Genomic DNA, 25,688 nt, shown 5'->3' with positions numbered 1-25,688 from the left:
CTAAGCACACCCCCTTCTCCAGAGGCTGTCCCGACGATGTTGATTCTGCGCGGCGCTCCCGCTCTTTCCGCTTTCCGCCATGGCAAATTGCTCGAGCAACTGACCAGCAAGGTGCCGGCCGTGACCGGGCTGTACGCCGAGTTCGCACACTTCGCCGATGTCACCGGCGTTCTGACTGCCGATGAAGAGCAGGTGCTGGCCCGCCTGCTCAAGTACGGCCCGAGCGTGCCGGTACAGGAGCCCAGCGGCAAGCTGTTTCTGACCATTCCGCGTTTCGGCACCATCTCGCCCTGGTCGAGCAAGGCCAGCGACATCGCCCGCAACTGTGGCCTGAGCAAGATCCAGCGCCTGGAGCGCGGTATCGCCTACTACGTCAGTGGTGAGCTGAGCGAGGCCGACAGCGCCGCCGTCGCCAGCCTGCTGCACGACCGCATGACCCAGCTCGTGCTGGGCGCGATGGAGGACGCTGGTGCGCTGTTCAGCCACGCCGAGCCCAAGCCGCTGACCGCCGTCGACGTGCTCGGCGGTGGCCGCGCCGCGCTGGAGCAGGCCAACCAGGACCTCGGCCTGGCCCTGGCCGAGGACGAAATCGACTACCTGGTGAAAAGCTTCAATGACCTGGGGCGCAACCCGCACGACATTGAACTGATGATGTTCGCCCAGGCCAACTCCGAGCACTGCCGCCACAAGATCTTCAATGCCAGCTGGGACATCGACGGCGAGAGCCAGGACAAGTCGCTGTTCGGCATGATCAAGAACACCTACCAGATGCACAGCGAAGGCGTGCTGAGCGCCTACAAGGACAACGCCTCGGTCATTGTCGGCCACACCGCTGGGCGTTTCTTCCCCAATCCGGATACCCGCGAGTACGGTGCTAGCGTCGAGCCCGTGCATATCCTGATGAAGGTGGAAACCCACAACCACCCGACCGCCATTGCCCCGTTCCCCGGCGCTTCCACCGGCTCCGGCGGCGAGATTCGCGACGAGGGCGCCACCGGCCGTGGCGCCAAGCCGAAGGCCGGCCTGACCGGCTTCTCGGTCTCCAACCTGAACATCCCCGACTTCCTCCAGCCCTGGGAAAAGCCCTACGGCAAGCCCGAGCGCATCGTCAGCGCGCTGGACATCATGATCGAAGGCCCGCTGGGCGGCGCCGCGTTCAATAACGAGTTCGGTCGCCCGGCCCTCAACGGCTACTTCCGTACTTTCGAGCAGGCGGTCAGCAGCCCGCGTGGCGAGGAAGTGCGCGGTTATCACAAGCCGATCATGCTCGCCGGCGGCCTCGGCAACATCCGTGAGAACCACGTGCAGAAGGGCGAGATCTCGGTCGGCGCCAAGCTGATCGTGCTCGGCGGCCCGGCCATGCTCATCGGCCTGGGCGGCGGCGCCGCGTCGTCGATGGCCACCGGTGCCAGCTCGGCCGATCTGGACTTCGCCTCGGTACAGCGCGAGAACCCGGAAATGGAGCGCCGCTGCCAGGAGGTCATCGACCGCTGCTGGCAGTTGGGCGAAGCCAACCCGATCAAGTTCATCCACGACGTCGGTGCTGGTGGTATCTCCAATGCTCTGCCGGAGCTGATCAACGACGGTGGCCGTGGCGGTCGCTTCGAGCTGCGCAACGTGCCCAACGACGAGCCGGGCATGGCCCCGCACGAAATCTGGTGCAACGAGTCGCAGGAACGTTACGTGCTGAGCGTGGACGCCGCCGACTTCGAGCGCTTCCAGGCCATCTGCGAGCGTGAGCGCTGCCCCTTCGCTGTTGTGGGCGAGGCGACTGCCGAGCCCCACCTGACCGTCACCGACAGCCATTTCAGCAACACCCCGGTGGACATGCCGCTCAACGTGCTGCTGGGCAAGCCACCGCGCATGCATCGCAGCGTCAGCCGCGAAGCGGAGCAGGGCGATGACTTCGACGCTGCTGGTGTGGATCTGCAGGACGCGGTATCGCGCGTGCTGCGTCACCCAGCCGTGGCCAGCAAGAGCTTTTTGATCACCATTGGCGACCGCACCATCACTGGCCTGGTAGCGCGCGACCAGATGGTCGGCCCCTGGCAGGTGCCGGTTGCCGATTGCGCCGTGACCGCCACCAGCTTCGATGTCTACACCGGCGAAGCCATGGCCATGGGCGAGCGCACCCCACTGGCGCTGCTCGATGCCCCGGCTTCCGGGCGCATGGCGGTGGGTGAAACCATCACCAACCTGGCCGCCGCGCGCATCGAAAAACTCTCCGACATCAAACTGTCGGCCAACTGGATGGCCGCCGCTGGTCATCCAGGTGAAGACGCGCGTCTGTACGACACCGTCAAGGCCGTGGGTATGGAACTGTGTCCGGCGCTGGGTATCACCATCCCGGTGGGCAAGGACTCCATGTCGATGAAGACCCGCTGGCAGGACGAAGACGGCGAGAAGAGCGTGACCTCGCCGCTGTCGCTGGTGATTTCCGGTTTCGCCCCGGTACAGGACGTGCGTCAGACCCTGACCCCAGAACTGCGCATGGACAAAGGCGAGACCGACCTGATCCTGATCGACCTCGGCCGTGGGCAGAATCGTCTGGGTGGCTCGATCCTGGCGCAGACCCATGCGCAGATCGGCCAGAGCGTGCCGGACGTCGACGATGCCGAAGACCTCAAGGCCTTCTTCGCCGTGGTGCAGGGCCTGAATGCCGATGGCCACATCCTTTCCTACCATGACCGTTCCGACGGTGGCCTGCTGACCACCGTGCTGGAAATGGCCTTTGCCGGTCACTGTGGTCTGGCCCTGAGCCTCGATGCTCTGGCCGATGCCGTGACGGAGCTGCCGGCTGTGCTGTTCAACGAAGAGCTCGGCGCGGTGATCCAGGTGCGCCAGGATGCTACCGCCGAAGTGCTGGCGCAGTTCAGCGCTGCTGGTCTCGATGACTGCGTGGCGGTGATCGGCCAGCCGGTCAACAACGGCGAAATCGTCATCAGCTTCCAGGGTGAAGCGGTGTTCACCGGCGAGCGTCGCCTGCTGCAGCGTCAGTGGGCGGAAACCAGCTATCGCATCCAGCGCCTGCGCGACAACGCCCAGTGCGCCGATCAGGAATTCGATCTGCTGCTGGAAGAGGACAATCCCGGTCTGTCGGTCAAGCTTGGCTATGACGTCAACCATGACATCGCTGCGCCCTACATCAAGAAGGGTGTGCGTCCGCAGGTGGCGATCCTGCGTGAGCAGGGCGTCAACGGTCAGGTGGAAATGGCGGCAGCCTTCGACCGCGCCGGCTTCTCCGCCATCGACGTACACATGAGCGATATCCTCGCCGGCCGTGTCAGCCTGGAGCAGTTCAAAGGCCTGGTGGCCTGTGGCGGCTTCTCCTACGGTGACGTGCTCGGTGCTGGTGAGGGCTGGGCCAAGTCCATCCTGTTCAACGCCCGTGCCCGCGAAGGCTTCCAGGCTTTCTTCGAGCGCAAGGACAGCTTCGCCCTCGGTGTGTGCAACGGCTGCCAGATGATGAGCAACCTGCACGAGCTGATCCCTGGCACCGAGTTCTGGCCGCACTTCGTGCGCAACCGCTCCGAACAGTTCGAGGCGCGTGTGGCCATGGTGCAGGTGCAGGAGTCGGCGTCGATTTTCCTACAGGGCATGGCTGGTTCGCGCATGCCCATCGCTATCGCCCATGGCGAAGGCCATGCCGAGTTCGAGAGCGAGGAAGCTCTACTCGAGGCCGATCTGTCCGGCACCGTGGCGCTGCGCTTCGTCGACAACCACGGCAAGGTCACCGAGACCTACCCGGCCAACCCCAATGGTTCGCCCCGTGGGATCACCGGCCTGACCAGCCGCGACGGTCGCGTCACCATCATGATGCCGCACCCCGAGCGTGTGTTCCGCGCCGTGCAGAACTCCTGGCGCCCGGACGAGTGGCAGGAAGACGGCGGCTGGATGCGTATGTTCCGCAACGCCCGCGTCTGGGTGGACTAATAGCGGCCGCGCAGCGGCCTTCTGATGACCCTCTCCCATTTATGGGAGAGGGTGCCCGAAGGGCGGGAGAGGGTGCTGTGCCCCGCGCCGAACTCTCTCCCCCAGCCCCCGCTCCACGCCCCAGCCCTTCGCAGAGCTCAGGGCGCTCAAGCCAGAGAGGGGGGCAGGGCGCGTAGCCCGGATGCAATCCGGGAATGATCCCTGCCAAACTCCCCGGATTTCATCCGGGCTACGCTGCCATGGCCGAAGACGCTTGCTCCATCCTCCCCGAAGTGCGCCTGGTCAAACCCGGTGAAAGCCATCGCCTGTGCCGCTGTGGGCATTCGCCCGAGATGCCGGACTGCACGCCCGATTGCCAACAGTCTCTAGAGCTGCGCCCTACGCGTGAGCAGCATCTACTTCTTTGTCGCTGCGGCCGTTCCGCTGAGCTGCCTTATTGCGATGGCAGCCATAGCCCTCCGGCGCCTGGTTGGCGTGGCAAGTGGCGGCGATTTCTCCGGGGCGAGTGAACAGGCCGGGCCAGGTTGCGGTCGAAAAAAGCAGAATGCGGCAACGCGTCAGTCATTTTTGAAAGGCAGTCTCTGTATTAGATCTAGGCAAAATGCCACTATTCGGACATTTATCTAGCGTGGCTGTGGTTTGTGAAGAGCTTGATGTACAAACTGTGTTTCTCGATTTTTCGGTAAAATCGTTATAAATCAATAAATTGTATTGGTTTCTTCTCTCTGGTCTTACCCAGAAATTCTACCCAAATGCTCTACCTTGATAGATCGACGGCAAGGTCTATCCTGCTGGGTTGGCCTGTGTGGATATCCAGTAATATGGCAATCTTGCACCCGTAGCATTGGTGGGAGGTAGGCGGTTGTCAGCGGGGCAGAGTGTTTTTTGCTTACTCTGCGCTCTGTGCAATTTGGCTGGCCATTGCTGTTACGATTGAAGAGTTTGATTAACGGGGAATGCCATGGGACACCAGCAAAGAGTTGTAAAGCTTGAGCTACACGCTGAGAGTGACGACCACCTAGACAGGCTTCTTGAGCTTGCGATTTTCGAACTTGGAGAGATTCGAAAAAGCTCGTGGAACAAAGACGCAGGAGAGATCAAGAGCGCCGTGATGGAAGGAAGCGCAGGGAGCTACAAACTCGATTACATGATTTCGTCGGCTGAGGTAAAAAACATCATCGATGACCTGCTGGGTAAGGGTTACGAGCGTACCCCGAGCACGGATTTCTATGGGAACCCGTGCTTACAACACCCGGAGACGCAAGAGATATTGGCCGTTGTGTCTGATCCCCCAGGAGTGGAAAAGCACGAGGCTGGTAATTTCTAATCAAAGTCGTGTAGCGATTGGTTCAGAACTGACTGCCGGGGAAGTGGGTCAGTGTGAGGTATTCGTCGTCATACGTGAGGTTATTGTATTTCAGTCGCTTGACTGCTCCCTCAAACCGAACTACACCCGCCGTGCACCATCTGAATTTCCATTCTCTGTTGCACGGGTAAATCAGGGGGGGATGAATCCTTCCGTCCTCTGATGATACAGCCCACTCCCAGCGTGCAGGAGAGTCGTCAGCTTCCCATGCTGGCTTGTCCCACAATTCAAAGCAGTGCTCCCCGAACTGTACTGCGGCAGGTTGTGGGTGAAGGGGGCGGTAGAGCTTCAGCCTTTCGTAGAAGTAGTGGTTGGTGTCGACTCCCTCGGGAATGTCCAAGAAGCCGAGTTTTCGCCAGAAATAATGAGACTCCCATGGCACGCACTCAACCTCAGCAGCCACGCTTCCTTTGGATAATTGGTGGTTGATGAACTCTTCGACTAGCAGGCGGCCAGCGCCTTTTCCCCTATGTCCGGGGTGTACCTCGACGGTATCCAGTCGGACTACAGCGCTCCAGTCATTGTAAGAGACGAAGCCAATACACTCGCCATCCGCAATCAGGCAAGACAGGCGACCTTCTGCGTAGGCTTTCTGGATAATGTTCAGATTGCAGTAGAAGCCCCTGCTGACACCTTGATGCTCTGTTGCAATCCACTCGGCCTTCAGCCACTCAGTAAACTGGGCAAGGTGCTGCTCTGTGGCTTCTGCTACAAATTCCATTCGTGCCGACCTCCAGAAAACGCTAAGTGCTACATGCGATGGCCGGATGCTACCAGTGCGGGCGGGAATCTGGGAGACTGTCTAAGTCAAACTCGTGGGGTGCACTATGGGTGATATAGACTCAAAAGATTTAGACAATCTTCAGCGGTTTGTGAAGCGGGCTGAACGTTTGGTCAACAGCACGTTTTGGGGGTGGATGCAAACAAGGCGGGGTGCATCCGATATGGAAAGAATCTTTAAGGGGGAGTGGCTTGCTCACGACGGATTAAATCAGGAGGCTTTCGAATCGTTTTGCTTAAACCTGAGGCAGATGGTTCAAAACACCGACGGTTATTCAATGAAACTTGTTGGAGACATAGCCGAAAAGTGGGCGGAAGAACACCATGATCTGAGGAATGAGGTTCGAGAAGCTAGAGCAATACTTTCTCAGAGGCTGGATGAACCATGTCTTGTACGGATACATGATAACCGGAGAACTACAAATCGCGAATTATTCGATGTGGTATTTTACGGTGGGGTAGTCCATGAGAATGTGGGGAAAAGAGATGAGTTCGATAGAATCATAGGTTCGGGTGTTTTCAGCTATTTCGTATTCCAAGCGTTTCTAGGGATTCTCTTCTACTATCGAAACTGTATCCTTCGGATGGCTGTACATGTAGAAAAATACTTGATTCGAGAGAGACTTATCCCTGCTGATTGAGGCAAATCATTCTCCGCACAAGGCCCACTGCCCCCCCCCTCATAAACGCTGGGCTGTGCGGAAAATAATCCCCCATTTCCCGCCTGCTAGAAAAACAGCGCTCTTTCCGGGCCATTAAGCTGGAACGGCGGATATTCAAGCCAAATATCTGCGCGCCTCTAGAAGCCTCTCAGACGCGTTTACAGCACGTAGCCCGGATGCAATCCGGGAATGATCCCTGCCACACTCCCCGGATTTCATCCGGGCTACGCTGCCATGGCCGAAGACGCTCGCCCCATCCTCCCCGAAGTCCGCCTGGTCAAACCCGGTGAAACTCATTGCCTGTGCCGCTGCGGTCATTCTCCCGAGCTGCCGGACTGCACACCCGATTGCTGCCAGTCCCTGATCCTGCGACCTGAGCGCGAGCAGCGCCTGCTGTTATGTCGCTGCGGCCGCTCCGCCGACCTGCCTTATTGCGACGGCAGCCATAGCCCTCCGGCGCCTGGTTGGCGCGGTAAGTGGCGGCGATTTCTCCGCGGCGAGTGAACAGGCCAGGCCAGGTTGCGGTCGAAAAAAACAGAATGCGGCAACGCGTCAGTCATTTTTAGAAGGCGGTCTCTGTATTAGGGTGAGGCAAAATGCCATCATCTTGGCGTCAAAGAGTGCCTGTGGTTTGCGGAGAGCCTGATGTACAAACTGTGTTTCTACGTACCGGAAGCCCATCTGGATCCGGTGAAAAAAGCGGTATTTGCCGCCGGTGGTGGGCGTGTCGGTGATTATGACCACTGCTGCTGGCAGGTTCTGGGGCGAGGTCAGTTCCGTGCGCTGGAGGGCAGTCAGCCATTCATCGGCCAGGTTGGCAGAATCGAGGAGGTCGCGGAGTGGAAGGTGGAAATGGTCGTCGCCGACGAGCTGATCCACGATGCGGTCAAGGCCCTGAAGAAGAGTCACCCGTACGAGACGCCTGCCTTCGATGTCTGGCGCCTGTCCGACCTGCAGTTCTGAGTCGATCCCCAAGAGGCGGCAGCAGCGCGATGCCGTCTCTGCTCCTACCGGCCTTTGATCTCAGGGCCTTATCTCGATCAGCGTGCCATCCCTGACCAGGCTCCACACCTCGCGTATGTCGTCGTTCTTCATGGCGATGCAGCCTTCGGTCCAGTCCAGGGTGTGGAAGAACCATTCCGGATATTCCTCGTCCAGTGGCGTGCCGTGAATCATGATCATGCTGCCTGGAGGCACGCCGGCTTGCTTGGCTTTGGCCAGGTCGCGGGCGTTGGGGTAGGAGATGTGCAGCGATAGTTGGTACTTGTCGCTGGGCTTGCGCCAGTCGATCCAGTAGAAGCCTTCCGGGGTGCGCAGGTCGCCTTCGCGTTGCTTGGCGCCACTGGGCTGCTTGCCCAGGGAGATGCGATAGCTCTTGATGGTCTCGCCGCGTTGCTGCAGGTAGAGCTTGCGCTCGGATTTCATCACCAGCACCTTGTCCACCGTGCGGCTGCCGTCGACGACGGGGCTGCTGGCCAGGGTGTTGAGGCTGAGGGTCAGGCAAAACAGGGTGAGCAGCCAACGCATCGAAGGTATCCGCAAAGGTCAACGGGGTGTGGAGTGGGCACGCAGCGGCGCCAGCGGCTCGTTGCGCACCGGAAAGACGTTCTGTCGCCGGTCGGCGAAGAAGCATTCTAAGGTACGGCCTATGGTGGGGAAAGCCAGCTCTGACCAGGGGATCTCGTTTTCGTCGAACAGGCGCACTTCCAGGCTTTCTTCGCCGGCGGCGAAGTCCAGATCCACCAGTTCGGCACGGAACAGCATGTACACCTGGCTGATATGTGGCAGATCGAACAGGGTGTAGAGGTTGAGGGCGCGCACCCGTGCGCAGGCTTCTTCCAGGGTTTCGCGGGCGGCGGCCTGCTCGATGGTCTCGCCGTTTTCCATGAAGCCGGCCGGCAGCGTCCAGTAGCCGCGACGGGGTTCGATGGCGCGGCGGCACAGCAGCACCTGCTCGCCCCATACCGGCAGGCAGCCGGCGACGATGCGTGGGTTCTCGTAGTGCACGGTGCTGCAGTGGCCGCAGACATGGCGCAGACGGTTATCGCCGGGCGGGATCATATGGGTGACGGGGTTGCCGCACTGGCTGCAGAATTTCATGCGCTGTCCTCTTTCCTGGCGCTATCTTGGCGGCCTGCGTGGTGGCCGGCAAGGCCGCCATCGGGGCTGAATCGTCCTGTCGTCGGGGTTGGGTGGTTGGCTGCTTTCATGCCATGATGCCTGGCAAAACAAGATTCCGAGTATGCCCATGCTGGACGAGTTGCTCCATCGCCTGCGCGGCTACAGCCCGCGCCTTCTGGAGACCGAGCGCAGCTTCCCCGAGGCGGCGGTGCTGGTTCCGATCACTCGCAGTGATGAACCCGAGCTGGTGCTGACGCTACGCGCCAGTGGCCTGTCTACCCACGGTGGCGAAGTGGCGTTCCCCGGTGGCCGGCGAGATCCCGAGGACGTCGACCTGATCCATACCGCGCTGCGCGAAAGCGAGGAGGAGATCGGTCTGCCACCCGGCCTGGTGGAAGTGCTCGGGCCGCTCAGCCCACTGGTTTCGCGCCATGGTATACGGGTCACGCCCTATGTCGGGCTGGTGCCCGACTACGTCGAGTACAAGGCCAACGACGCCGAGATCGCCGCGGTGTTTTCCGTGCCACTGGAGTTCTTCCGCAGCGACCCGCGCGAGGTCACCCATCGCATCGATTATCTCGGGCAGAGTTGGTACGTGCCGTCCTATACCTACGACGAGTACCGCATCTGGGGCCTGACCGCGATCATGGTGGTGGAGCTGGTCAACCTGCTTTTCGACGACGCACAGATTTCCCTGCACCAGTCGCCTGAACATTTCATCCATCTGCGCTGAGGACTGACGCTCATGAAATATCGCCTGGGAAACTCTCGTGTCGAGGCTCACCCCGAGAGCTGGATAGCACCGAGCGCCGACCTGATCGGCAAGGTGCGTCTGGAGGCCGGTGCCAGCGTCTGGTTCGGCGCCGTGCTGCGTGGTGACAACGAGTTGATCCATATTGGCGAGAACAGCAATGTGCAGGACGGCAGCGTCATGCATACCGACATGGGTTTTCCGCTGACCCTGGGCAAGGGCGTCACCGTCGGCCACAACGTCATGATGCATGGCTGTACGGTGGACGATTACAGCCTCATCGGCATCAATGCGGTGATTCTCAACGGCGTGAAGATCGGCAAGTACTGCATCATCGGCGCCAACAGCCTGATTCCCGAGGGCAAGGTGATTCCCGATGGCAGTCTGGTGATGGGCAGCCCCGGCAAGGTGGTGCGCGAGCTGACCGAGCAGCAGAAGAAGATGCTGGAGGCCAGCGCCGCCCATTACGTTCATAATGCGCAGCGCTTTGCCCGCGACCTGGTACTGGACGATGAGTGACGAGAAACCCGTGCGTTCGCCCTGCGTGCAGGTCTGTGCCCTGGACGAGCAGGATATCTGCATCGGCTGCCAGCGCACGGCGGATGAAATCACTCGCTGGGGCCGCATGGACAACGTCGAGCGCCGCGTGGTGCTGCAACACTGCCTGGAGCGCGCGCGTGCTTCCGGCCTCTTAATGACTTCCTGATTCACTGTTCGAGGAACACTCATGCCCCGTATTGGAACCCCCCTGTCTTCTTCCGCAACCCGTGTACTGCTGTGTGGCTGCGGTGAGCTTGGCAAGGAAGTGGTGATCGAGCTGCAGCGTCTGGGCTGCGAAGTCATCGGCGTGGATCGCTACGCCAATGCGCCGGCCATGCAGGTGGCTCATCGCAGTCACGTCATCGACATGCTCGACGGTGCGGCTCTGCGTGCGGTGATCGAGCAGGAGCAACCGCACTACATCGTTCCGGAGATCGAGGCCATCGCCACTGCCACCCTCGTCGAGCTGGAGGCCGAAGGTTTCAACGTGGTGCCGACCGCGCGTGCTGCGCAGTTGACCATGAATCGTGAGGGCATCCGCCGTTTGGCAGCCGAGGAGCTAGGCCTGCCCACTTCGCCCTACCACTTTTCCGACAACTTCGAGGACTACGTGGCGGCAGTGAAGTCCGTCGGCTATCCCTGCGTGGTGAAACCGATCATGAGCTCCTCCGGCAAGGGCCAGAGCGTGCTGAAAAGCGACGCCGACCTGCAGAAGTCCTGGGACTATGCTCAGGAAGGTGGGCGTGCCGGCAAGGGCCGGGTGATAGTCGAGGGTTTCATCGACTTCGACTATGAAATCACCCTGCTCACCGTGCGTCACGCCGGTGGCACCAGCTTCTGCGCACCGATCGGCCACCGCCAGGAGAATGGCGACTATCAGGAGTCCTGGCAGCCGCAGCCGATGAGCGCGAAGGCGCTGGCCGAGTCCGAACGCGTTGCCCTGGCGGTGACCGAAGCGCTGGGCGGCCGTGGCCTGTTCGGCGTCGAGCTGTTCGTCAAGGGCGATCAGGTGTGGTTCAGCGAGGTATCGCCGCGCCCGCACGATACCGGCCTGGTGACGCTGATCTCCCAGGATCTGTCCGAATTCGCCCTGCATGCCCGCGCCATTCTCGGCCTGCCGATTCCGGCGATCCGCCAGATGGGCCCGTCGGCTTCGGCGGTGATTCTGGTCGAAGGCAACTCGCAGCAGGCCAGCTTCGCCAATCTCGGCGAGGCCCTGTGTGAGCCGGATACTGCCTTGCGTCTGTTCGGCAAGCCTGAGGTTAAGGGCCAGCGGCGCATGGGCGTGGCGCTGGCGCGTGACGAGTCCATCGAAGCCGCGCGCGCGAAAGCGCTGCGCAGCGCTCAGGCGGTTCGCGTCCAGTTGTGAGTCGGCAGGCGCTGTGGTGGCTGGCGGCGGTGCCGCTGCTGCCCTTGGCGCTGCCTCTGGCCTTGCACACCCGGCGCACGGCGTTGCGCCTGCCGGTTGCGCAGGGCGAGCCGAATGGCGTCGCTGCCGCGCATCTGCCGGGTGAGCCCTTGCGCCTGCTGCTGGTCGGTGAATCGACCGTGGCGGGTGTCGGCGTCACACACTTCGAGCAGTCCCTGGCCGCCTGCCTGGCGGCAGCCCTCGCCGAGCACCTGGGGCGCCCCGTGCGCTGGCGCGCCTGCGGCGAGAACGGCATCACCGCGGCTCAGGCTCATGAGCGTCTGTTGCCGCAGGCGCTGAGCGAGCCGGCCGATCTGGCGCTGCTGGTATTCGGCGTCAACGACACCACTCACCTCACGCCGAGCAAAGTCTGGATGCAAGCGCTGGCCGGGATGGCCCGTGCGTTGGGCGGGCAGGGCTGCCGCGTGGCGTTCAGTGCAGTGCCGCCGCTGCAGCACTTCAGCGCCTTGCCCTGGTTGTTGCAGCAACTGATGGGCTGGCGGGCGCGCATGCTCGATCAGGAGCTGCAGCGGGTGGCGCGGGATTTGGGAGCGCTGCATTGCGCCCTGGATCTGCCGTTCGAGGCGCGCTACCTGGCCGAGGATGGCTACCATCCTTCGGCGCTGGGCTATCAGTGCTGGGGCGAGGGGCTGGCGCTGCGTGTCAGTCCGCTGCTGGCGTCTGCGGCCTGAGCTTTTCCGCCTGCCAGACGCGCACGCTCTTCACCCGATTTTCCGCTGCCTGGAGGATTTCCAGGCGGTAGGGGCCGATCTTCAGGCACACGGCGCTGTCGGGAATGCTCTCCAGGGCCTCGGTGATCAGGCCGTTGAGGGTCTTGGGGCCGTCGCTGGGCAGGTGCCAGCCGAGCGCCTTGTTCACCTCGCGGATGTAGGCGGCGCCATCGATTACCTGGGTGCCGTCGTCCTGCGGGTGGATGTCGGGGCTGCGCAGGCTGTCCTGATTGCTGAAGTCGCCAACGATTTCTTCGAGGATGTCTTCCAGGGTGACGATGCCGATGACTTCGCCATATTCGTCGACGACGATGCCGATGCGGCGTTTTTCCTTCTGGAAGTTGATCAGTTGGGTCGCCAGCGGGGTGTTTTCGGGGATGAAGTAAGGCTCGTTGCAGGCTGCCAGCAGGGATTCCTTGCTCAACTGGTCATGGCTGAGCAGGCGGGCGATCTGGCGCATGTGCACCACGCCCTCGATCTGGTTGATGTCGCTGCGATACACCGGAAGACGGGTGTGATGGGTGGTGCGTAGCTGCTCGATGATGCTTTCCAGATCGTCCTCGAGGTCGATGCCGGCCACCTCGTTGCGCGGGATCATGATGTCATCCACGGTGACCCGTTCCAGGTCGAGAATGCTCAGCAGCATGCTCTGGCGATTGGCTGACATCTGCGGGCCGGACTCGCGCACCACGCTGCGCAGCTCCTCGGTGGACAGGCTATCGCTGGCGCGCTGCGACGGATCGACCCCAACCAGGCGCAGCAGCAGGTTGCTGATGGCGCTGGTCAGCCACACCACCGGATAGAGCAGGCTCTGCAGCAGGCTGAGCACGCGGCTGGCGGGGAAGGCCACCATTTCCGGGCGCAGCGCGGCCAGGGTCTTGGGGGTGATTTCACCGAAGATCAGCACGATGATGGTGAGGCCGGCCGTGGCGATGGCGATACCCGCTTCGCCCCAGATTTCCACCGCCAGTACCGTGGCGATGGAGGCGGCGAGGATGTTGACCACGTTGTTGCCCACCAGAATGGTGCCGAGCATGCGATCGGGGTGTTCTAGCAGGCGCGCAACGCGCTTGGCGCCCTTGTGCCCTTCCTTGCTCAGGTGCTTGAGCCGATAACGGTTGATGCTGAGCATGCCGGTCTCGGAGCTGGAGAAGAAGGCCGAGCAGAGGATCAGGAAGATCAGCAGGCCGATCAGGTGGCTCGAATGGGGGGCGTCCATGACGGCTTTCTCAGATGTGCAGGATGAATTCGCGCACCAGCTTGCTGCCGAAATAGGCCAGCATCAGCAGGCAGAAGCCGGCCAGCGTCCAGCGGATGGCCTTGTGCCCACGCCAACCCAGTTGATGACGCCCCCACAGGAGCACGGCGAATACCACCCAGGCGAAACAGGAAAGGATGGTCTTGTGCGCCAGGTGCTGGGCGAACAGATCATCGATGTACAGGGCCCCGGAGAGCAGCGACAGCGACAGCAGCAGCCAGCCGGCGAAAAGGAAGCCGAATAGCAGGCTCTCCATGGTCTGCAGCGGTGGGAAGTTCTTGATCAGCCCGGAGGGGTGCTTGTGCTTGAGCTGATGGTCTTGCAGCAGCAACAGGATTGACTGGAAAACGGCGATGGTGAGCATGCCGTAGGCCAGGATCGACAGCAGGATATGGGCAAGGATGCCGGGGTGCTCGTCGATCGGATCGATCGTGCCGCTGGGCATGAACTCTGCCGCCAGCACCGTCAGGGTGCCCAGGGGGAAGAGCAACAGCAGCAGGTTTTCCACCGGAATGCGCAGACAGGCCAAGAGAATCAGGGCGATCACCGCCCAGGCGATGAGGCTGGCGGCGTTGAAGAAGTCCAGGTTCAGGCCGTGCACGTCAAATAACTGGTAGAACAGGCTGACCCCGTGGAAGCACAGGGCGAGCACGCCGAGCAGCGCCAGCAGGCGTTTGTCGGCGACGCTGCGCTGGGTCAGGCGCAGACCTTGATAGGCGGTGGCGCCGGCATAGAGGAGGGCGGCGGCGAGGCTGGGCAACAGAGGGTGCATAAATCCGTGTAGGGCGAGCCCGAAAAGCGCTGAGTGTGGCACAGATGCCTGCCTGCACGAAAGACCGCCGGCGGTGTCGATGAGGCGGCGACTTGGCTATAATCGGCCGCCTGTCGCACCCCCGGGTTGCCGGGTCGCACCCCATTCGTAAGGAACGTGCATGTTCGAGAATCTCACCGACCGCCTTTCCCAGACGCTGCGTAGCGTCACCGGCAAGGCCAAGCTGACCGAAGACAACATCAAGGACACCCTGCGCGAAGTGCGCATGGCCTTGCTCGAGGCCGACGTGGCCTTGCCAGTGGTCAAGGACTTCGTCGGCAAGGTCAAGGAGCGCGCCGTTGGCACCGAGGTGTCCAAGAGCCTGACCCCGGGCCAGGCCTTCGTGAAGATCGTGCGCGCCGAGCTGGAAGAGCTGATGGGCGCGGCCAACGAGGATCTGGCACTCAACGCCGCGCCGCCTGCCGTGGTGCTGATGGCCGGCCTGCAGGGTGCGGGCAAGACCACCACCGCCGGCAAACTGGCCAAGTTCCTCAAGGAGCGCAAGAAGAAGTCGGTGCTGCTGGTCTCTGCCGACGTCTATCGCCCGGCGGCGATCAAGCAACTGGAAACCCTGGCCGGCGACCTGGGTGTTACCTTCTTCCCCTCCGATGCCAGCCAGAAGCCGGTGGACATCGCCAATGCGGCGATCCGCGAAGCCAAGCTGAAGTTCATCGATGTGGTCATCCTCGATACCGCCGGTCGTCTGGCCGTGGATGCCGAGATGATGGCCGAGATTCAGGCGTTGCACGCGGCGGTCAAGCCGGTCGAGACCCTGTTCGTGGTCGACGCCATGACTGGCCAGGATGCCGCCAACACGGCCAAGGCATTCGGCGAGGCGCTGCCGCTGACCGGCGTGGTGCTGACCAAGGTCGACGGCGACGCCCGTGGCGGTGCGGCGCTGTCGGTACGGCATATCACCGGCAAGCCGATCAAGTTCATCGGTATGGGCGAGAAGAGCGATGCGCTCGAGCCCTTCCACCCGGATCGCATCGCGTCGCGCATCCTCGGCATGGGCGACGTGCTCAGTCTGATCGAGCAGGCCGAGCAGACCCTCGATCGCGAAAAGGCGGAGAAGCTCACCAAAAAGCTGAAGAAGGGCAAGGGCTTCGACCTCGAAGACTTCCGCGACCAACTGCAACAGATGAAGAATATGGGTGGCCTCGGCGGCCTGATGGACAAGCTGCCGTCCATCGGTGGCGTCAACCTCTCGCAGATGGGCAACGCCCAGGGCGCGGCCGAGAAGCAGTTCAAGCAGATGGAGGCGATCATCAACTCCATGACTCCGGCCGAGCGTCGCGACCCGGACATCATCAGCGGCTCGCGCAAGCGTCGTATCGCGATGGGCTCCGGCACCCAGGTGCAGGACATCGGGCGCTTGATCAAGCAGCACAAGCAGATGCAGAAGATGATGAAGAAATTCACCGCCAAAGGTGGCATGGCCAAGATGATGCGCGGCATGGGCGGTATGCTGCCCGGCGGCGGTGGGATGCCGAAGTTCTAGGGCCTGTTGACGTTTCGACGTGAGCCGCGTTGCTGCGCCAAATTGCGCCAGGCTAGGCGCGGGATGCAGGTAATGGTCGTTCCCTTGCCTAATCCCGCAACGACGCATGGCGCAATTTGCCGCGCAACCCGAAGGGACGGGCCAGTTTTTGCGTGGTGCGTTGTTGCTCGACGGCTCATTTGGGCGACCAAACTTCGCGTCTCGCGCCTAGCTCCACGCAAAAACTGGCTCCGTCGCGGCCACGAGCGAAACGTCAACAGGCCCTAGGAAAGCAGCCGCAAGCGACGAGCTGCAAGCCGCAAGAAAGAGCCGCAGTCTGGAAATCTGCTTTTACTTGTAGCTTGTGGCTTGAAGCTTGCCGCTTTTGCTCATAGAATATGCGGCCTTTCGGGCCTAGGCCCATTTTTGATGTGTGCCTCAAGTTAGCACCGACAACAGGAACGATGTTCTCATGGTAACTATTCGTCTCGCTCGTGGCGGCTCCAAAAAGCGCCCCTTCTACCACCTGACCGTGACCAACAGCCGCAATGCGCGCGACGGTCGCTTCGTGGAGCGTATCGGTTTCTTCAACCCGATCGCCTCGGGTGCCGAAGTCAAGCTGTCCGTCAATCAAGAGCGCGCTACCTACTGGCTGAGCCAGGGTGCCCAGCCGTCTGAGCGCGTTGCTCAGCTGCTCAAGGAAGCTGCCAAGGCTGCTGCCTAAGCACGCTCATGAGTACGACGCCGGCCGTAGCCGAGGATCTGGTGGTTCTCGGCAAGATTGTTTCGGTGCACGGCGTCAGGGGTGAAGTGAAGGTCTATTCCTTTACCGATCCCATCGATAACGTGCTCGATTACCCGCGCTGGACGCTCAGGCGTACAGGCGAGGTGAAACACGTGGAACTGGCCAGCGGCCGCCTGCAAGGCAAGGTGCTGGTGGCCAAATTGAAGGGTCTGGATGATCGCGAAATCGCGCGTACCTACGCCGACTTCGAGATCTGCGTGCCTCGCAGCGAGCTGCCAGACCTGGATGATGGCGAGTTCTACTGGTACCAGTTGCAAGGATTGAAGGTCATCGATCAGGCAGGGCAGTTGCTCGGTGTGGTCGACCATCTGTTCGAGACTGGTGCCAATGATGTGATGGTGGTCAAGCCCTGCGCGGGCAGCCTGGATGATCGCGAGCGCCTGTTGCCCTATACGGAGCAATGCGTGCTGGTGGTGGATCTGGCAGCCGGCGAGATGCGGGTCGACTGGGATGCGGATTTCTAAGGCTCATGCGCGTAGAAGTCATCACCCTGTTCCCGGAAATGTTTGCCGCTATTGGCGAGTACGGTATCACCAGTCGCGCGGTGAAGCAGGAACTGCTCCAGCTCAATTGCTGGAACCCGCGAGACTACACGACGGATCGACATCATACGGTGGATGATCGCCCCTTCGGCGGTGGCCCTGGCATGGTGATGAAGATCAAGCCTCTGGAAGACGCTCTGGCCAGTGCCAGGCAGGCTGCAGGGGAGACGGCGAAGGTGATCTACCTCTCGCCGCAAGGCCGCCAGCTCAACCAGGCTGCGGTGCGCGAACTGGCGCAGGAGCAGGCTCTGATCCTGATTGCCGGTCGCTACGAAGGAATCGACGAGCGCTTCATCGAAGCGCATGTGGATGAGGAATTGTCGATTGGCGACTACGTCCTGTCCGGCGGTGAGCTGCCGGCCATGGTGCTGATCGACGCGGTAACGCGCCTTTTGCCTGGTGCATTGGGTCATGCCGATTCGGCCGAGGAGGACTCCTTTACGGATGGCCTGCTCGACTGCCCGCACTACACCCGCCCGGAGGTGTATGCGGATAAACGTGTTCCTGAAGTGTTGCTTAGTGGCAACCACGAACACATCCGGCGCTGGCGTTTGCAGCAGTCCCTTGGTCGGACCTGGGAACGCCGCGCCGATCTTCTGGATAGCCGCTCGCTTTCTGGAGAAGAGAAGAAGCTGCTGGAGGAATACATCCGCCAGCGGGACGATAGTTAACGTATCGATGGCAGGCCGGGAGGCTTGTCTTAGGAGCGCAGCATGACCAACAAGATTATCCAGATGCTCGAAGCCGAGCAGATGAACAAAGAAATCCCGACCTTCGCCCCGGGTGACACCGTAGTGGTTCAGGTGAAGGTGAAGGAAGGCGACCGTCAGCGTCTGCAGGCCTTCGAGGGCGTGGTGATCGCCAAGCGTAACCGTGGCCTGAACAGTGCCTTCACCGTGCGCAAGATCTCCAGCGGTGTGGGCGTCGAGCGTACCTTCCAGACCTACTCGCCGCTGGTCGACAGTCTGAGCGTCAAGCGCCGCGGTGACGTGCGCAAGGCCAAGCTGTACTACCTGCGCGACCTGTCCGGCAAGGCCGCACGCATCAAGGAAAAGCTGTCCTAAGTTCGGACGCTTCTCGCAAAAAAAAAGCAGCCTTCGGGCTGCTTTTTTCGTTATTGCGTGGCTGTTTTCAGGGGCGCAGGCTGATCTTCAGGCTGGCCTGCGACAGGTCGATGTCGTTCAGTTGCAGGCTGCCGAGGCTCTGGCTCTGCGGGGCGCCCTTGACGCGAATGTTGTCGAAGCGCATCTCGCCGATGGAACTGGGCAGGTTGACGTTGATCGAGCCGTCGGCATTCATGGTCGAGCGCAGCTTGCTGGTGTCGTAATGCACGTCGCTCATGCTGTTTTCCGCTTCCAGGCTTTCCAGCGCCGGCATGACCAGCTTGGCCAGTTGCTTGACGGTGCCGATGCCATCGCCGCTCTCGGCTTGCAGCAGCAGGCCTTGCAGGGCGTTGTCCAGGCCCTGGGCGCTGACGTCGCTCATTTCGCTGTCGCTGAGGCTCTGCATGCCGCGCGGCAGTTCCTGGCGACTGATGCTGCTGCTCGGTTGCATGCGTTGGATGTCCGCGCTGGCCATCTGGAAGGGGCTGAGCAGGGCAGCGACCAGGGTGGCGGTGAGGCGCAGGTTGGTCTGCTTCTTCAGCGCTTTGGCCAGTTGTTTCTCGGTCAGCAGGCCTTGCTCGACCAGGACTTCACCCAGGCGTTTACGGCTGACCAGTTGTATCTGGATGGCCGCATCCAGCTGTTTGGAGGTGATCAGGCCCTTGTTGATCAGGATCTGACCCAGACGAGATTGGGTGTGATTGGACATGGCTAGGCTACCGGGCGAGGTGATGGCGTGTTGAAATCATGCGCTTGGTGTGCCTATCCGTCACCCAACCAAAGATAGGCTGCCCTATGTTTCATGCTGTGACTTCAGGTTCTTCCTGCTCGGATGAGCGGGTGGGCGTTTCCTCTGTTTCGATCAGTGCCGTCAGTGTCCAGCCAATACCCGGAGTGAAGTCCAGAGGGTTCGTGGCCACATGCAGCCAGCCGCTCGGATCGCGGGCCAGGATCAGTGTGGCACGTTTGCCGTGCAGCGCCTGATAGGCGTCCCAGTCGAAGGTCTGTGTCAGGGTGGTGCTGCGTACTTCGTCGCCACGCGCCAGTTGGCTGGCGAAGCGTGGATAGCTCGAGGCCTGGCTGCCCAGCGGTAGGCCGCGTACCTCGTCGCTGCTGCGATGCTTGTCGCTGCGCTTGCCGTCCGCGCCCGCGGGTAGGGTGAAGCGGCGGTTGCCGGGAAAATCATGGCGAAAGTGCATGCAGGCCAGAGCGTTGAGTTCCGCTGAAGGGGACAGCGCCAGCAGGTGGCCAAGTCCCACCAGATCCAGGTGGGCTTCGGCGTGCTGCGAGGTCGGATTACCGAAGTAGGTGGGCAGCCCGGCCATGCGTGCGGCGCGGATGTTCTCCCAGCTCGAATCGGTCAGCAGCACCTGGTTGCCGAGGCTCTGGATGGCCTTGCCCAGGGCGCGCGCCACCGGGTTGGCGCCGATGATCAGAAAGCCGCTCGGTGAAGGTTCGGTCGCTTTCAGCAGGCGCGCCAACGGACGCGCGGTGGCGCTCTGGATGACCACGGTACCGATGATCACCATGAAGGTCAGTGGCACCAGCAACTGGGCTTGGGGGTTGCCCTGCTGCTCCAGGCGCAGGGCGAAGATGGCCGAGACGGCGGCAGCGACTATGCCGCGCGGGGCGATCCAGGCCAACAGGGCGCGTTCGCGCCAGTTCAGGGCAGAGCCGAGGGTGCAGGCCAGGATGTTCAGGGGGCGGGCGACGAACTGGATCACCGCCAGCAGGATCAGGGTCACCGGGCCGAGCGCCAGCAGGGCGTGCAGATCCAGGCGGGCGGCGAGGATGATGAACAGGCCGGAGATCAGCAGGACGCTGAGGTTTTCCTTGAAATGCAGGATCGGGCGGATATCCACGCCGCGCATGTTGGCCAGCCACATGCCCATCACGGTGACGGCCAGCAGCCCCGACTCGTGTTCGATCAGGTTGGCGGCGATGAACACGCCGAGCACAGCGGTCAGAGCGGCGAAGGTGTGCAGGTATTCGGGCAGCCAGCGGCGCCGCAAAACGATGCCGAAGGCCCAGCCGGCGGCTGCGCCGAGCAGGCTGCCGCAGGCGATCACCGCGGCGAAGGTGCTCAGACTTTCGCTCCAGGCATTGCCTTCTGCATAGCTGACGATGAAGGCGAAGGTGACCACCGCCAGCAGGGCGCCGATGGGGTCGATGACGATGCCTTCCCAGCGCAGGATGTTGGCCACGGCGGAGGTGGGGCGTACCACGCGCAGCATGGGGGCGATCACCGTCGGTCCGGTGACCAGGGTGAGGGTGCCGAACAGCAACGCCAGATCCCAGGAGAAATCCAGCAGATAGTGGCTGGCCAGGCTGATCACTGCCCAGGTCAGCAGGGCGCCGAGGGTGACCAGGCGCTGCACTACCTTGCCGATCTCGCGCCACTCCGACAGGTGCAGGGTCAGGCTGCCCTCGAACAGGATCAGCGCCACGGCCAGGGAGATGAAGGGAAACAGCAGCGGGCCGAACAGCTCCTGGGGGTCGAGCAGGCCCAGTAGTGGGCCGGCCAGGATGCCACCGAACAACAGGAAGAGAATCGCCGGCAGGCGGATGCGCCAGGCCAGCCACTGGCTGGCCAGTGCCAGCAGGCCGATACCGCCCAGGCTCAGCAGGATCTGTGTTTCGCTCATCGGATCTCCCTATCGCCGTTGGGCTGTGGAACACTAGGCGACTAACTTGTGCGTGAGTCTTCGATGGCAACATTACCCGATCCGCTGATCGAGCGCTTTCTCGAGGCGCTGTGGCTGGAAAAGGGCCTCTCTGCCCATACCCAGGCCGCCTATCGCAGCGACCTGGAGCATTTCAATGCCTGGCTCGACGGGCGCGGCTTGGTCCTGCAGCATGCGGGGCGTGATGCCATCCTCGATCACCTGGCCTGGCGCCTGGAGCAGGGTTACCAGGCCCGCTCCACGGCGCGTTTCCTGTCCGGGGTGCGCGGTTTCTACCGGTTTCTCCTGCGTGAGGCGCTGATCGCCGAGGATCCCACCTTGCAGGTGGAACTGCCGCAGATCGGCAAGCCCTTGCCCAAGTCGCTGTCCGAGGCGGACGTCGAGGCCCTGCTGCAGGCGCCGGATCTGGACGATCCCGTCGGCCTGCGTGATCGCGCCATGCTCGAGGTGCTCTATGCCTGTGGCTTGCGCGTCAGCGAGCTGGTCGGGCTGACCCTGGAGCAGGTCAACCTGCGTCAGGGGGTGTTGCGAGTGTTCGGCAAGGGCAGCAAGGAACGCCTGGTTCCGCTGGGCGAGGAGGCCATCGCCTGGATCGAGCGTTACAGTCGCGAGGCGCGCCCGTTGCTGCTCGGCGGCAAGCCCAGTGATGTGCTGTTTCCCAGCCTGCGTGGTGAACAGATGACCCGGCAGACCTTCTGGCATCGGATCAAGCACCAGGCCCGTGTCGCGGGTATTGCCAAGGCCCTATCGCCGCATACCCTGCGTCATGCCTTCGCCACCCACCTGCTCAACCATGGTGCCGACCTGCGCGTGGTGCAGATGCTGCTGGGCCACAGTGACCTGTCCACCACGCAGATCTATACCCATATCGCCCGCGCCCGCTTGCAGGAGTTGCATGCCCAGCACCATCCCAGGGGCTGAGGGGGAACATCCCATGCGCGGCGGACTCGAAGAGAACGATCCGTCTGCCCGTTCACACCGCTGGCGCAGCGTCTCGCTGCCGGAGGGTGCTTATGTGGTAGGCTGTGCCGATTTCGCCGCTCGTCGTTCGACAGGAGTTTTCATGTCCCCGATTCGTCTTTCCGTCGCCCTGGCTCTGGCACTGGGTAGCAGCATCAGCCTGGCCGCCGATCCGGATCAGGCCATTCGTCAGAGCCTGAAGTCGTTGGACGCCGACCTGCCGATCGAAGCCATCGCCGAGAGCCCGATGTCGGGTATCTACCAGGTGCAGCTCAAGGGCGGTCGCCAGCTCTATACCAGCGCCGACGGTCAGTTCCTGATTCAGGGCTATCTGTTCCAGGTCAAGGACGGCAAGGCAGTCAACCTCACCGAAATCGAGGAAAGCCGCTCGGTCGCCAAGGAGATCAACGCCATTCCCGCCAAGGAAATGGTGGTCTTCGCGCCCAAGGCGCCGAAAACCCATATCACCGTGTTCACCGATACCGACTGCGGCTACTGCCAGAAGCTGCACAGCGAAGTGCCGGAGCTCAACCGTCTGGGCGTCGAAGTGCGTTACGTGGCTTTCCCGCGTCAGGGCCTGAACAGCCCGGCGGCCAAGGAGTTGGCCAGCGTCTGGTGTGCCAAGGATCGCCAGGCGGCGATGAATCTCGCCAAGACCCGCCAGAGCGTGCCGGAGGCCGATTGTGACAATCCGGTGGCCAAGCAATACCACCTCGGGCAAATGATAGGTGTGAACGGTACGCCGGCCATCGTGCTGGCCAACGGCAAGATGATTCCGGGCTATCAGCCGGCGCCGCAGTTGGCCAAGATTGCCCTGGAGTCGAACGACTGAGTTGGATTGACTAACAAACAGCCGCTTCGTAAGGTGCGGCTCTTTATCTGCGGCCGGAGCATGCTCCGGCCGTTTCGTGCAGTGCTGATGGGGAATTGAGTGTGAAGCCGGTCAAAGTGGGCATCTGTGGGTTGGGCACCGTCGGTGGCGGTACTTTGAATGTACTCAAGCGCAACGCCGAGGAGATTACTCGGCGTGCCGGTCGCGGCATCGAGATTGCCCAGATCGCCATTCGTTCGCCCAAGCCGCAGTACGACACCACCGGCATTGCCATGACCCGCGATGTGTTCGAGCTGGTCAACAACCCCGAGATCGATATCGTCATCGAGCTGATCGGTGGTTATACCTTGGCCAAGGAGCTGGTGCTCAAGGCCATCGACAACGGCAAGCATGTGGTCACCGCCAACAAGGCGCTGATCGCCGTGCACGGTAACGAGATCTTCGCCAAGGCGCGCGAGAAGGGCGTGATCGTTGCCTTCGAGGCCGCCGTGGCCGGTGGTATCCCTGTGATCAAGGCGATCCGCGAAGGCCTGGCGGCCAACCGCATCAACTGGTTGGCCGGCATCATCAACGGCACCGGCAACTTCATTCTTACCGAGATGCGCGAGAAGGGTCGTGCCTTCGACGACGTGCTCAAGGAAGCGCAGGCGCTGGGTTATGCCGAAGCCGATCCGACCTTCGACGTCGAAGGCATCGATGCCGCGCACAAGCTGACCATCCTGGCGTCCATCGCATTCGGCATCCCGCTGCAGTTCGACAAGGCCTACACCGAAGGCATCACCAAGCTGACCACGGCCGACGTGAACTACGCCGAGGCGCTGGGCTATCGCATCAAGCACCTGGGTGTCGCGCGTCGCACCGATGCCGGTATCGAGCTGCGCGTACACCCGACGCTGATTCCGGCTGACCGTCTGATCGCTAACGTCAACGGTGTGATGAACGCGGTGATGGTCAACGGCGATGCGGTTGGCAGCACCCTCTATTACGGTGCCGGTGCTGGCATGGAGCCGACCGCTTCGGCGGTGGTGGCCGACCTGGTGGACGTGGTGCGTGCGCTGACCACCGATCCGACCAACCGCGTGCCGCACCTGGCCTTCCAGCCGGATTCGCTGTCCGATCACCCGATCCTGCCCATCGAGGAGTGCGAGAGCGCCTACTACCTGCGCATCCAGGCCAAGGATCACCCGGGCGTGCTGGCCCAGGTGGCGAGCATCCTCTCCGAGCGTGGCATCAACATCGAGTCGATCATGCAGAAGGAAGCCGAGGAGCAGGACGGCCTGGTGCCGATGATCCTGGTGACCCATCGCGTGGTCGAGGCGCGTATCATCGAAGCCATCGCCGCCATGGAAGCGCTGGATGGCGTGACCTCGCCGGTCATGCGCCTGCGCGTCGAGCAGCTCAATTAACAGTAGCTGCAAGCCTCAAGCCCCAAGCTGCAAGCGGAGCGCTGCTTCACTTGTAGCTTGTAGCCTGTAGCTTGCGGCTCGAACCGAAGGTTTGAAAGTCATGCGTTATATCAGTACCCGCGGCCAGGCGCCGGCCCTGAATTTTGAAGACGTGCTGCTGGCAGGCCTGGCCAGCGATGGCGGCCTCTACGTGCCGGAGAATCTGCCGCGTTTCACCGTCGAGGAAATCGCTTCCTGGGCGGGCCTGCCCTATCACGAACTGGCCTTCCGGGTGATGCGCCCGTTCGTTGCCGGTTCCATCGCCGATGCCGACTTCAAGAAGATCCTCGAAGAAACCTACGGCGTGTTCGAGCACAATGCTGTCGCGCCGCTGCGTCAGCTCAACGGCAACGAGTGGGTGCTGGAGCTGTTCCATGGTCCGACCCTGGCGTTCAAGGACTTCGCCCTGCAACTGCTCGGCCGCCTGCTCGATCATGTGCTGGCCAAGCGCGGCGAACGCGTGGTGATCATGGGCGCTACTTCCGGCGATACCGGCTCGGCGGCCATCGAAGGCTGCAAGGCCTGCGATAACGTCGACATCTTCATCATGCACCCGCACAACCGTGTGTCCGAGGTGCAGCGCCGGCAGATGACCACCATCCTCGGCGACAACATCCACAACATTGCCATCGAAGGCAACTTCGACGACTGCCAGGAGATGGTCAAGGCCAGCTTCGCCGACCAGGGTTTCCTCAAGGGCACCCGCCTGGTGGCAGTCAACTCGATCAACTGGGCGCGAATCATGGCCCAGATCGTCTACTACTTCCACGCTGCGCTGCAGCTCGGTGCGCCGGCGCGTTCCATCGCCTTCTCGGTGCCCACCGGCAACTTCGGCGACATCTTCGCCGGCTACCTAGCGCGCAACATGGGCCTGCCCGTCAGCCAGCTAATCGTTGCCACCAATCGCAACGACATCCTGCACCGCTTCATGAGCGGCAATCAGTACGTCAAGGAAACCCTGCACCCGACCCTGTCGCCGTCGATGGACATCATGGTCTCGTCCAACTTCGAGCGCCTGCTGTTCGACCTGCACGGGCGTAACGGGGCGGCCATCGCTGGCCTGATGGACAGCTTCAAGCAGGGCGGCGGTTTCAGCGTCGAGGAAGATCGCTGGACCGAGGCGCGCAAGCTGTTCGATTCGCTGGCGGTAAATGACGAGCAGACCTGCGAGACCATCACCGAGGTGTATCAGGAGTGCGGCGAGCTGCTCGATCCGCACACTGCCATCGGTGTGCGCGCAGCGCGTGAGTGCCGTCGCAGTCTGGCCACACCCATGGTGGTGCTGGGTACCGCGCACCCGGTCAAGTTCCCCGAAGCGGTGGAGAAGGCCGGTATCGATGCGGTGCCGACGTTGCCTGCGCACCTGACCGATCTGTTCCAGCGCGAAGAGCGTTGCACGGTGCTGGCCAATGACCTCAAGGCCGTGCAGCAGTTCGTTGCCGCTCATGGTAATCGTGGCAAGCCTCTGTAAGGTTT

Annotated in this window: 27 protein-coding genes; 20 read left to right on the top strand and 7 right to left on the bottom strand. The window is 62.1% G+C overall.

Features of this window, described 5'->3' with window-relative positions; genetic code table 11:
- Positions 1–36 precede the first annotated feature (36 nt).
- From purL to PVE35_RS19165, 3 genes are all read left to right on the top strand, one after another.
- The gene (gene purL / locus PVE35_RS19175) at positions 37–3,933 is read left to right on the top strand and encodes a phosphoribosylformylglycinamidine synthase (protein WP_268178714.1); all 3,897 of its coding nucleotides are present in this window, start codon (positions 37–39) and stop codon (positions 3,931–3,933) included.
- Between the two features lie 194 nt (positions 3,934–4,127).
- Entirely contained in the window at positions 4,128–4,442 is a 315-nt protein-coding gene (locus PVE35_RS25480; RefSeq protein ID WP_346772059.1) for a CDGSH iron-sulfur domain-containing protein, read from the top strand.
- Between the two features lie 452 nt (positions 4,443–4,894).
- The gene (locus PVE35_RS19165) at positions 4,895–5,260 is read left to right on the top strand and encodes a hypothetical protein (RefSeq protein WP_277372695.1); all 366 of its coding nucleotides are present in this window, start codon (positions 4,895–4,897) and stop codon (positions 5,258–5,260) included.
- 22 nt (positions 5,261–5,282) lie between these two features.
- Here PVE35_RS19165 and PVE35_RS19160 read toward each other — a convergent pair whose 3' ends face one another.
- Entirely contained in the window at positions 5,283–6,020 is a 738-nt protein-coding gene (locus PVE35_RS19160) for a GNAT family N-acetyltransferase (protein ID WP_277372694.1), read from the bottom strand.
- Positions 6,021–6,243: 223 nt separating this feature from the next.
- On the opposite strand from PVE35_RS19160, the gene PVE35_RS19155 reads away from it, so the two are divergent.
- The 3 genes from PVE35_RS19155 (at position 6,244) to PVE35_RS19145 (ending at position 7,704) form a co-directional block, all read left to right on the top strand.
- Positions 6,244–6,720, top strand: a complete 477-nt coding sequence (locus PVE35_RS19155; RefSeq protein ID WP_277372693.1) for a hypothetical protein — start codon at positions 6,244–6,246, stop codon at positions 6,718–6,720.
- Between the two features lie 210 nt (positions 6,721–6,930).
- Positions 6,931–7,245: a CDGSH iron-sulfur domain-containing protein gene (locus PVE35_RS19150; protein WP_346772058.1), complete on the top strand. Its 315-nt coding sequence runs from the start codon at positions 6,931–6,933 to the stop codon at positions 7,243–7,245.
- A gap of 141 nt (positions 7,246–7,386) precedes the next feature.
- On the top strand, positions 7,387–7,704 hold the full coding sequence (locus PVE35_RS19145) for a YqfO family protein (RefSeq protein ID WP_268178712.1): 318 nt from the start codon (positions 7,387–7,389) through the stop codon (positions 7,702–7,704).
- Between the two features lie 60 nt (positions 7,705–7,764).
- Here PVE35_RS19145 and PVE35_RS19140 read toward each other — a convergent pair whose 3' ends face one another.
- Both PVE35_RS19140 and PVE35_RS19135 read right to left on the bottom strand, forming a co-directional pair.
- Positions 7,765–8,268, bottom strand: a complete 504-nt coding sequence (locus tag PVE35_RS19140; RefSeq protein WP_268178711.1) for a L,D-transpeptidase family protein — start codon at positions 8,266–8,268, stop codon at positions 7,765–7,767.
- A gap of 18 nt (positions 8,269–8,286) precedes the next feature.
- Positions 8,287–8,841 (bottom strand): NUDIX hydrolase, encoded by a 555-nt coding sequence (locus PVE35_RS19135; protein ID WP_268178710.1) that lies wholly within the window; start codon positions 8,839–8,841, stop codon positions 8,287–8,289.
- Between the two features lie 148 nt (positions 8,842–8,989).
- On the opposite strand from PVE35_RS19135, the gene PVE35_RS19130 reads away from it, so the two are divergent.
- From PVE35_RS19130 to PVE35_RS19110, 5 genes are read left to right on the top strand one after another with little or no spacing between them, the layout of a single operon-like run.
- Positions 8,990–9,595, top strand: a complete 606-nt coding sequence (locus PVE35_RS19130) for a CoA pyrophosphatase (RefSeq protein ID WP_277374909.1) — start codon at positions 8,990–8,992, stop codon at positions 9,593–9,595.
- 12 nt (positions 9,596–9,607) lie between these two features.
- A complete protein-coding gene (locus PVE35_RS19125) occupies positions 9,608–10,132 on the top strand; it encodes a gamma carbonic anhydrase family protein (RefSeq protein ID WP_268178709.1) in 525 nt (174 codons plus the stop codon).
- Positions 10,125–10,319 (top strand): DUF1289 domain-containing protein, encoded by a 195-nt coding sequence (locus tag PVE35_RS19120; RefSeq protein WP_268178708.1) that lies wholly within the window; start codon positions 10,125–10,127, stop codon positions 10,317–10,319. The genes PVE35_RS19125 and PVE35_RS19120 overlap by 8 nt, the downstream gene beginning before the upstream one ends.
- A 21-nt stretch (positions 10,320–10,340) precedes the next feature.
- Positions 10,341–11,522: a formate-dependent phosphoribosylglycinamide formyltransferase gene (purT, locus tag PVE35_RS19115; RefSeq protein WP_268178707.1), complete on the top strand. Its 1,182-nt coding sequence runs from the start codon at positions 10,341–10,343 to the stop codon at positions 11,520–11,522.
- Positions 11,519–12,253, top strand: a complete 735-nt coding sequence (locus tag PVE35_RS19110) for an SGNH/GDSL hydrolase family protein (protein WP_277372691.1) — start codon at positions 11,519–11,521, stop codon at positions 12,251–12,253. The genes purT and PVE35_RS19110 overlap by 4 nt, the downstream gene beginning before the upstream one ends.
- Here PVE35_RS19110 and PVE35_RS19105 read toward each other — a convergent pair.
- Together PVE35_RS19105 and ccsA are read right to left on the bottom strand one after the other, a co-directional pair.
- Positions 12,225–13,511: an HlyC/CorC family transporter gene (locus PVE35_RS19105; RefSeq protein ID WP_268178705.1), complete on the bottom strand. Its 1,287-nt coding sequence runs from the start codon at positions 13,509–13,511 to the stop codon at positions 12,225–12,227. The genes PVE35_RS19110 and PVE35_RS19105 overlap by 29 nt on opposite strands.
- 10 nt (positions 13,512–13,521) lie before the next feature.
- Complete coding sequence (gene ccsA, locus PVE35_RS19100) at positions 13,522–14,322, bottom strand: cytochrome c biogenesis protein CcsA (RefSeq protein WP_268178704.1); 801 nt, start codon at positions 14,320–14,322, stop codon at positions 13,522–13,524.
- A 160-nt stretch (positions 14,323–14,482) separates the two neighbouring features.
- Between ccsA and ffh the strand changes: the two genes are divergently transcribed.
- The 5 genes from ffh to rplS all read left to right on the top strand — a co-directional run bounded on the left by ffh (position 14,483) and on the right by rplS (position 18,252).
- Positions 14,483–15,862, top strand: a complete 1,380-nt coding sequence (ffh, locus tag PVE35_RS19095; RefSeq protein WP_268178702.1) for a signal recognition particle protein — start codon at positions 14,483–14,485, stop codon at positions 15,860–15,862.
- Between the two features lie 451 nt (positions 15,863–16,313).
- Positions 16,314–16,565 carry a 30S ribosomal protein S16 gene (gene rpsP / locus PVE35_RS19090; protein ID WP_009403592.1) on the top strand — a complete coding sequence of 84 codons (252 nt, stop codon included), beginning with the start codon at positions 16,314–16,316 and terminating at the stop codon, positions 16,563–16,565.
- Positions 16,566–16,573: 8 nt separating this feature from the next.
- Complete coding sequence (gene rimM, locus PVE35_RS19085) at positions 16,574–17,110, top strand: ribosome maturation factor RimM (RefSeq protein WP_268178700.1); 537 nt, start codon at positions 16,574–16,576, stop codon at positions 17,108–17,110.
- A gap of 5 nt (positions 17,111–17,115) precedes the next feature.
- The gene (gene trmD, locus PVE35_RS19080; protein WP_277372690.1) at positions 17,116–17,859 is read left to right on the top strand and encodes a tRNA (guanosine(37)-N1)-methyltransferase TrmD; all 744 of its coding nucleotides are present in this window, start codon (positions 17,116–17,118) and stop codon (positions 17,857–17,859) included.
- Positions 17,860–17,901: 42 nt separating this feature from the next.
- On the top strand, positions 17,902–18,252 hold the full coding sequence (gene rplS / locus PVE35_RS19075; RefSeq protein ID WP_003246155.1) for a 50S ribosomal protein L19: 351 nt from the start codon (positions 17,902–17,904) through the stop codon (positions 18,250–18,252).
- Positions 18,253–18,319: 67 nt separating this feature from the next.
- On the opposite strand, the gene PVE35_RS19070 is transcribed toward rplS, so the two are convergent.
- Positions 18,320–19,000: a hypothetical protein gene (locus PVE35_RS19070; protein WP_268178697.1), complete on the bottom strand. Its 681-nt coding sequence runs from the start codon at positions 18,998–19,000 to the stop codon at positions 18,320–18,322.
- A gap of 91 nt (positions 19,001–19,091) precedes the next feature.
- Positions 19,092–20,936: a sodium:proton antiporter gene (locus PVE35_RS19065; protein WP_277372689.1), complete on the bottom strand. Its 1,845-nt coding sequence runs from the start codon at positions 20,934–20,936 to the stop codon at positions 19,092–19,094.
- Between the two features lie 63 nt (positions 20,937–20,999).
- On the opposite strand from PVE35_RS19065, the gene xerD reads away from it, so the two are divergent.
- The 4 genes from xerD to thrC all read left to right on the top strand — a co-directional run bounded on the left by xerD (position 21,000) and on the right by thrC (position 25,683).
- Positions 21,000–21,896: a site-specific tyrosine recombinase XerD gene (xerD, locus tag PVE35_RS19060; RefSeq protein ID WP_277372688.1), complete on the top strand. Its 897-nt coding sequence runs from the start codon at positions 21,000–21,002 to the stop codon at positions 21,894–21,896.
- A gap of 142 nt (positions 21,897–22,038) precedes the next feature.
- Positions 22,039–22,767, top strand: coding sequence for a thioredoxin fold domain-containing protein (locus tag PVE35_RS19055; protein WP_277372687.1), 729 nt, complete (start codon positions 22,039–22,041; stop codon positions 22,765–22,767).
- 101 nt (positions 22,768–22,868) lie between these two features.
- Entirely contained in the window at positions 22,869–24,173 is a 1,305-nt protein-coding gene (locus tag PVE35_RS19050; protein ID WP_268178693.1) for a homoserine dehydrogenase, read from the top strand.
- Between the two features lie 100 nt (positions 24,174–24,273).
- The gene (gene thrC / locus PVE35_RS19045; protein WP_277372686.1) at positions 24,274–25,683 is read left to right on the top strand and encodes a threonine synthase; all 1,410 of its coding nucleotides are present in this window, start codon (positions 24,274–24,276) and stop codon (positions 25,681–25,683) included.
- Positions 25,684–25,688 lie beyond the last annotated feature (5 nt).

This window comes from Pseudomonas sp. AA-38 (genome assembly GCF_029457475.1).
GTDB lineage: Bacteria > Pseudomonadota > Gammaproteobacteria > Pseudomonadales > Pseudomonadaceae > Aquipseudomonas.
The sequence above is the reverse complement of the archived record's forward strand: the minus strand, read 5'-3'. Positions and strand labels throughout refer to the sequence as shown.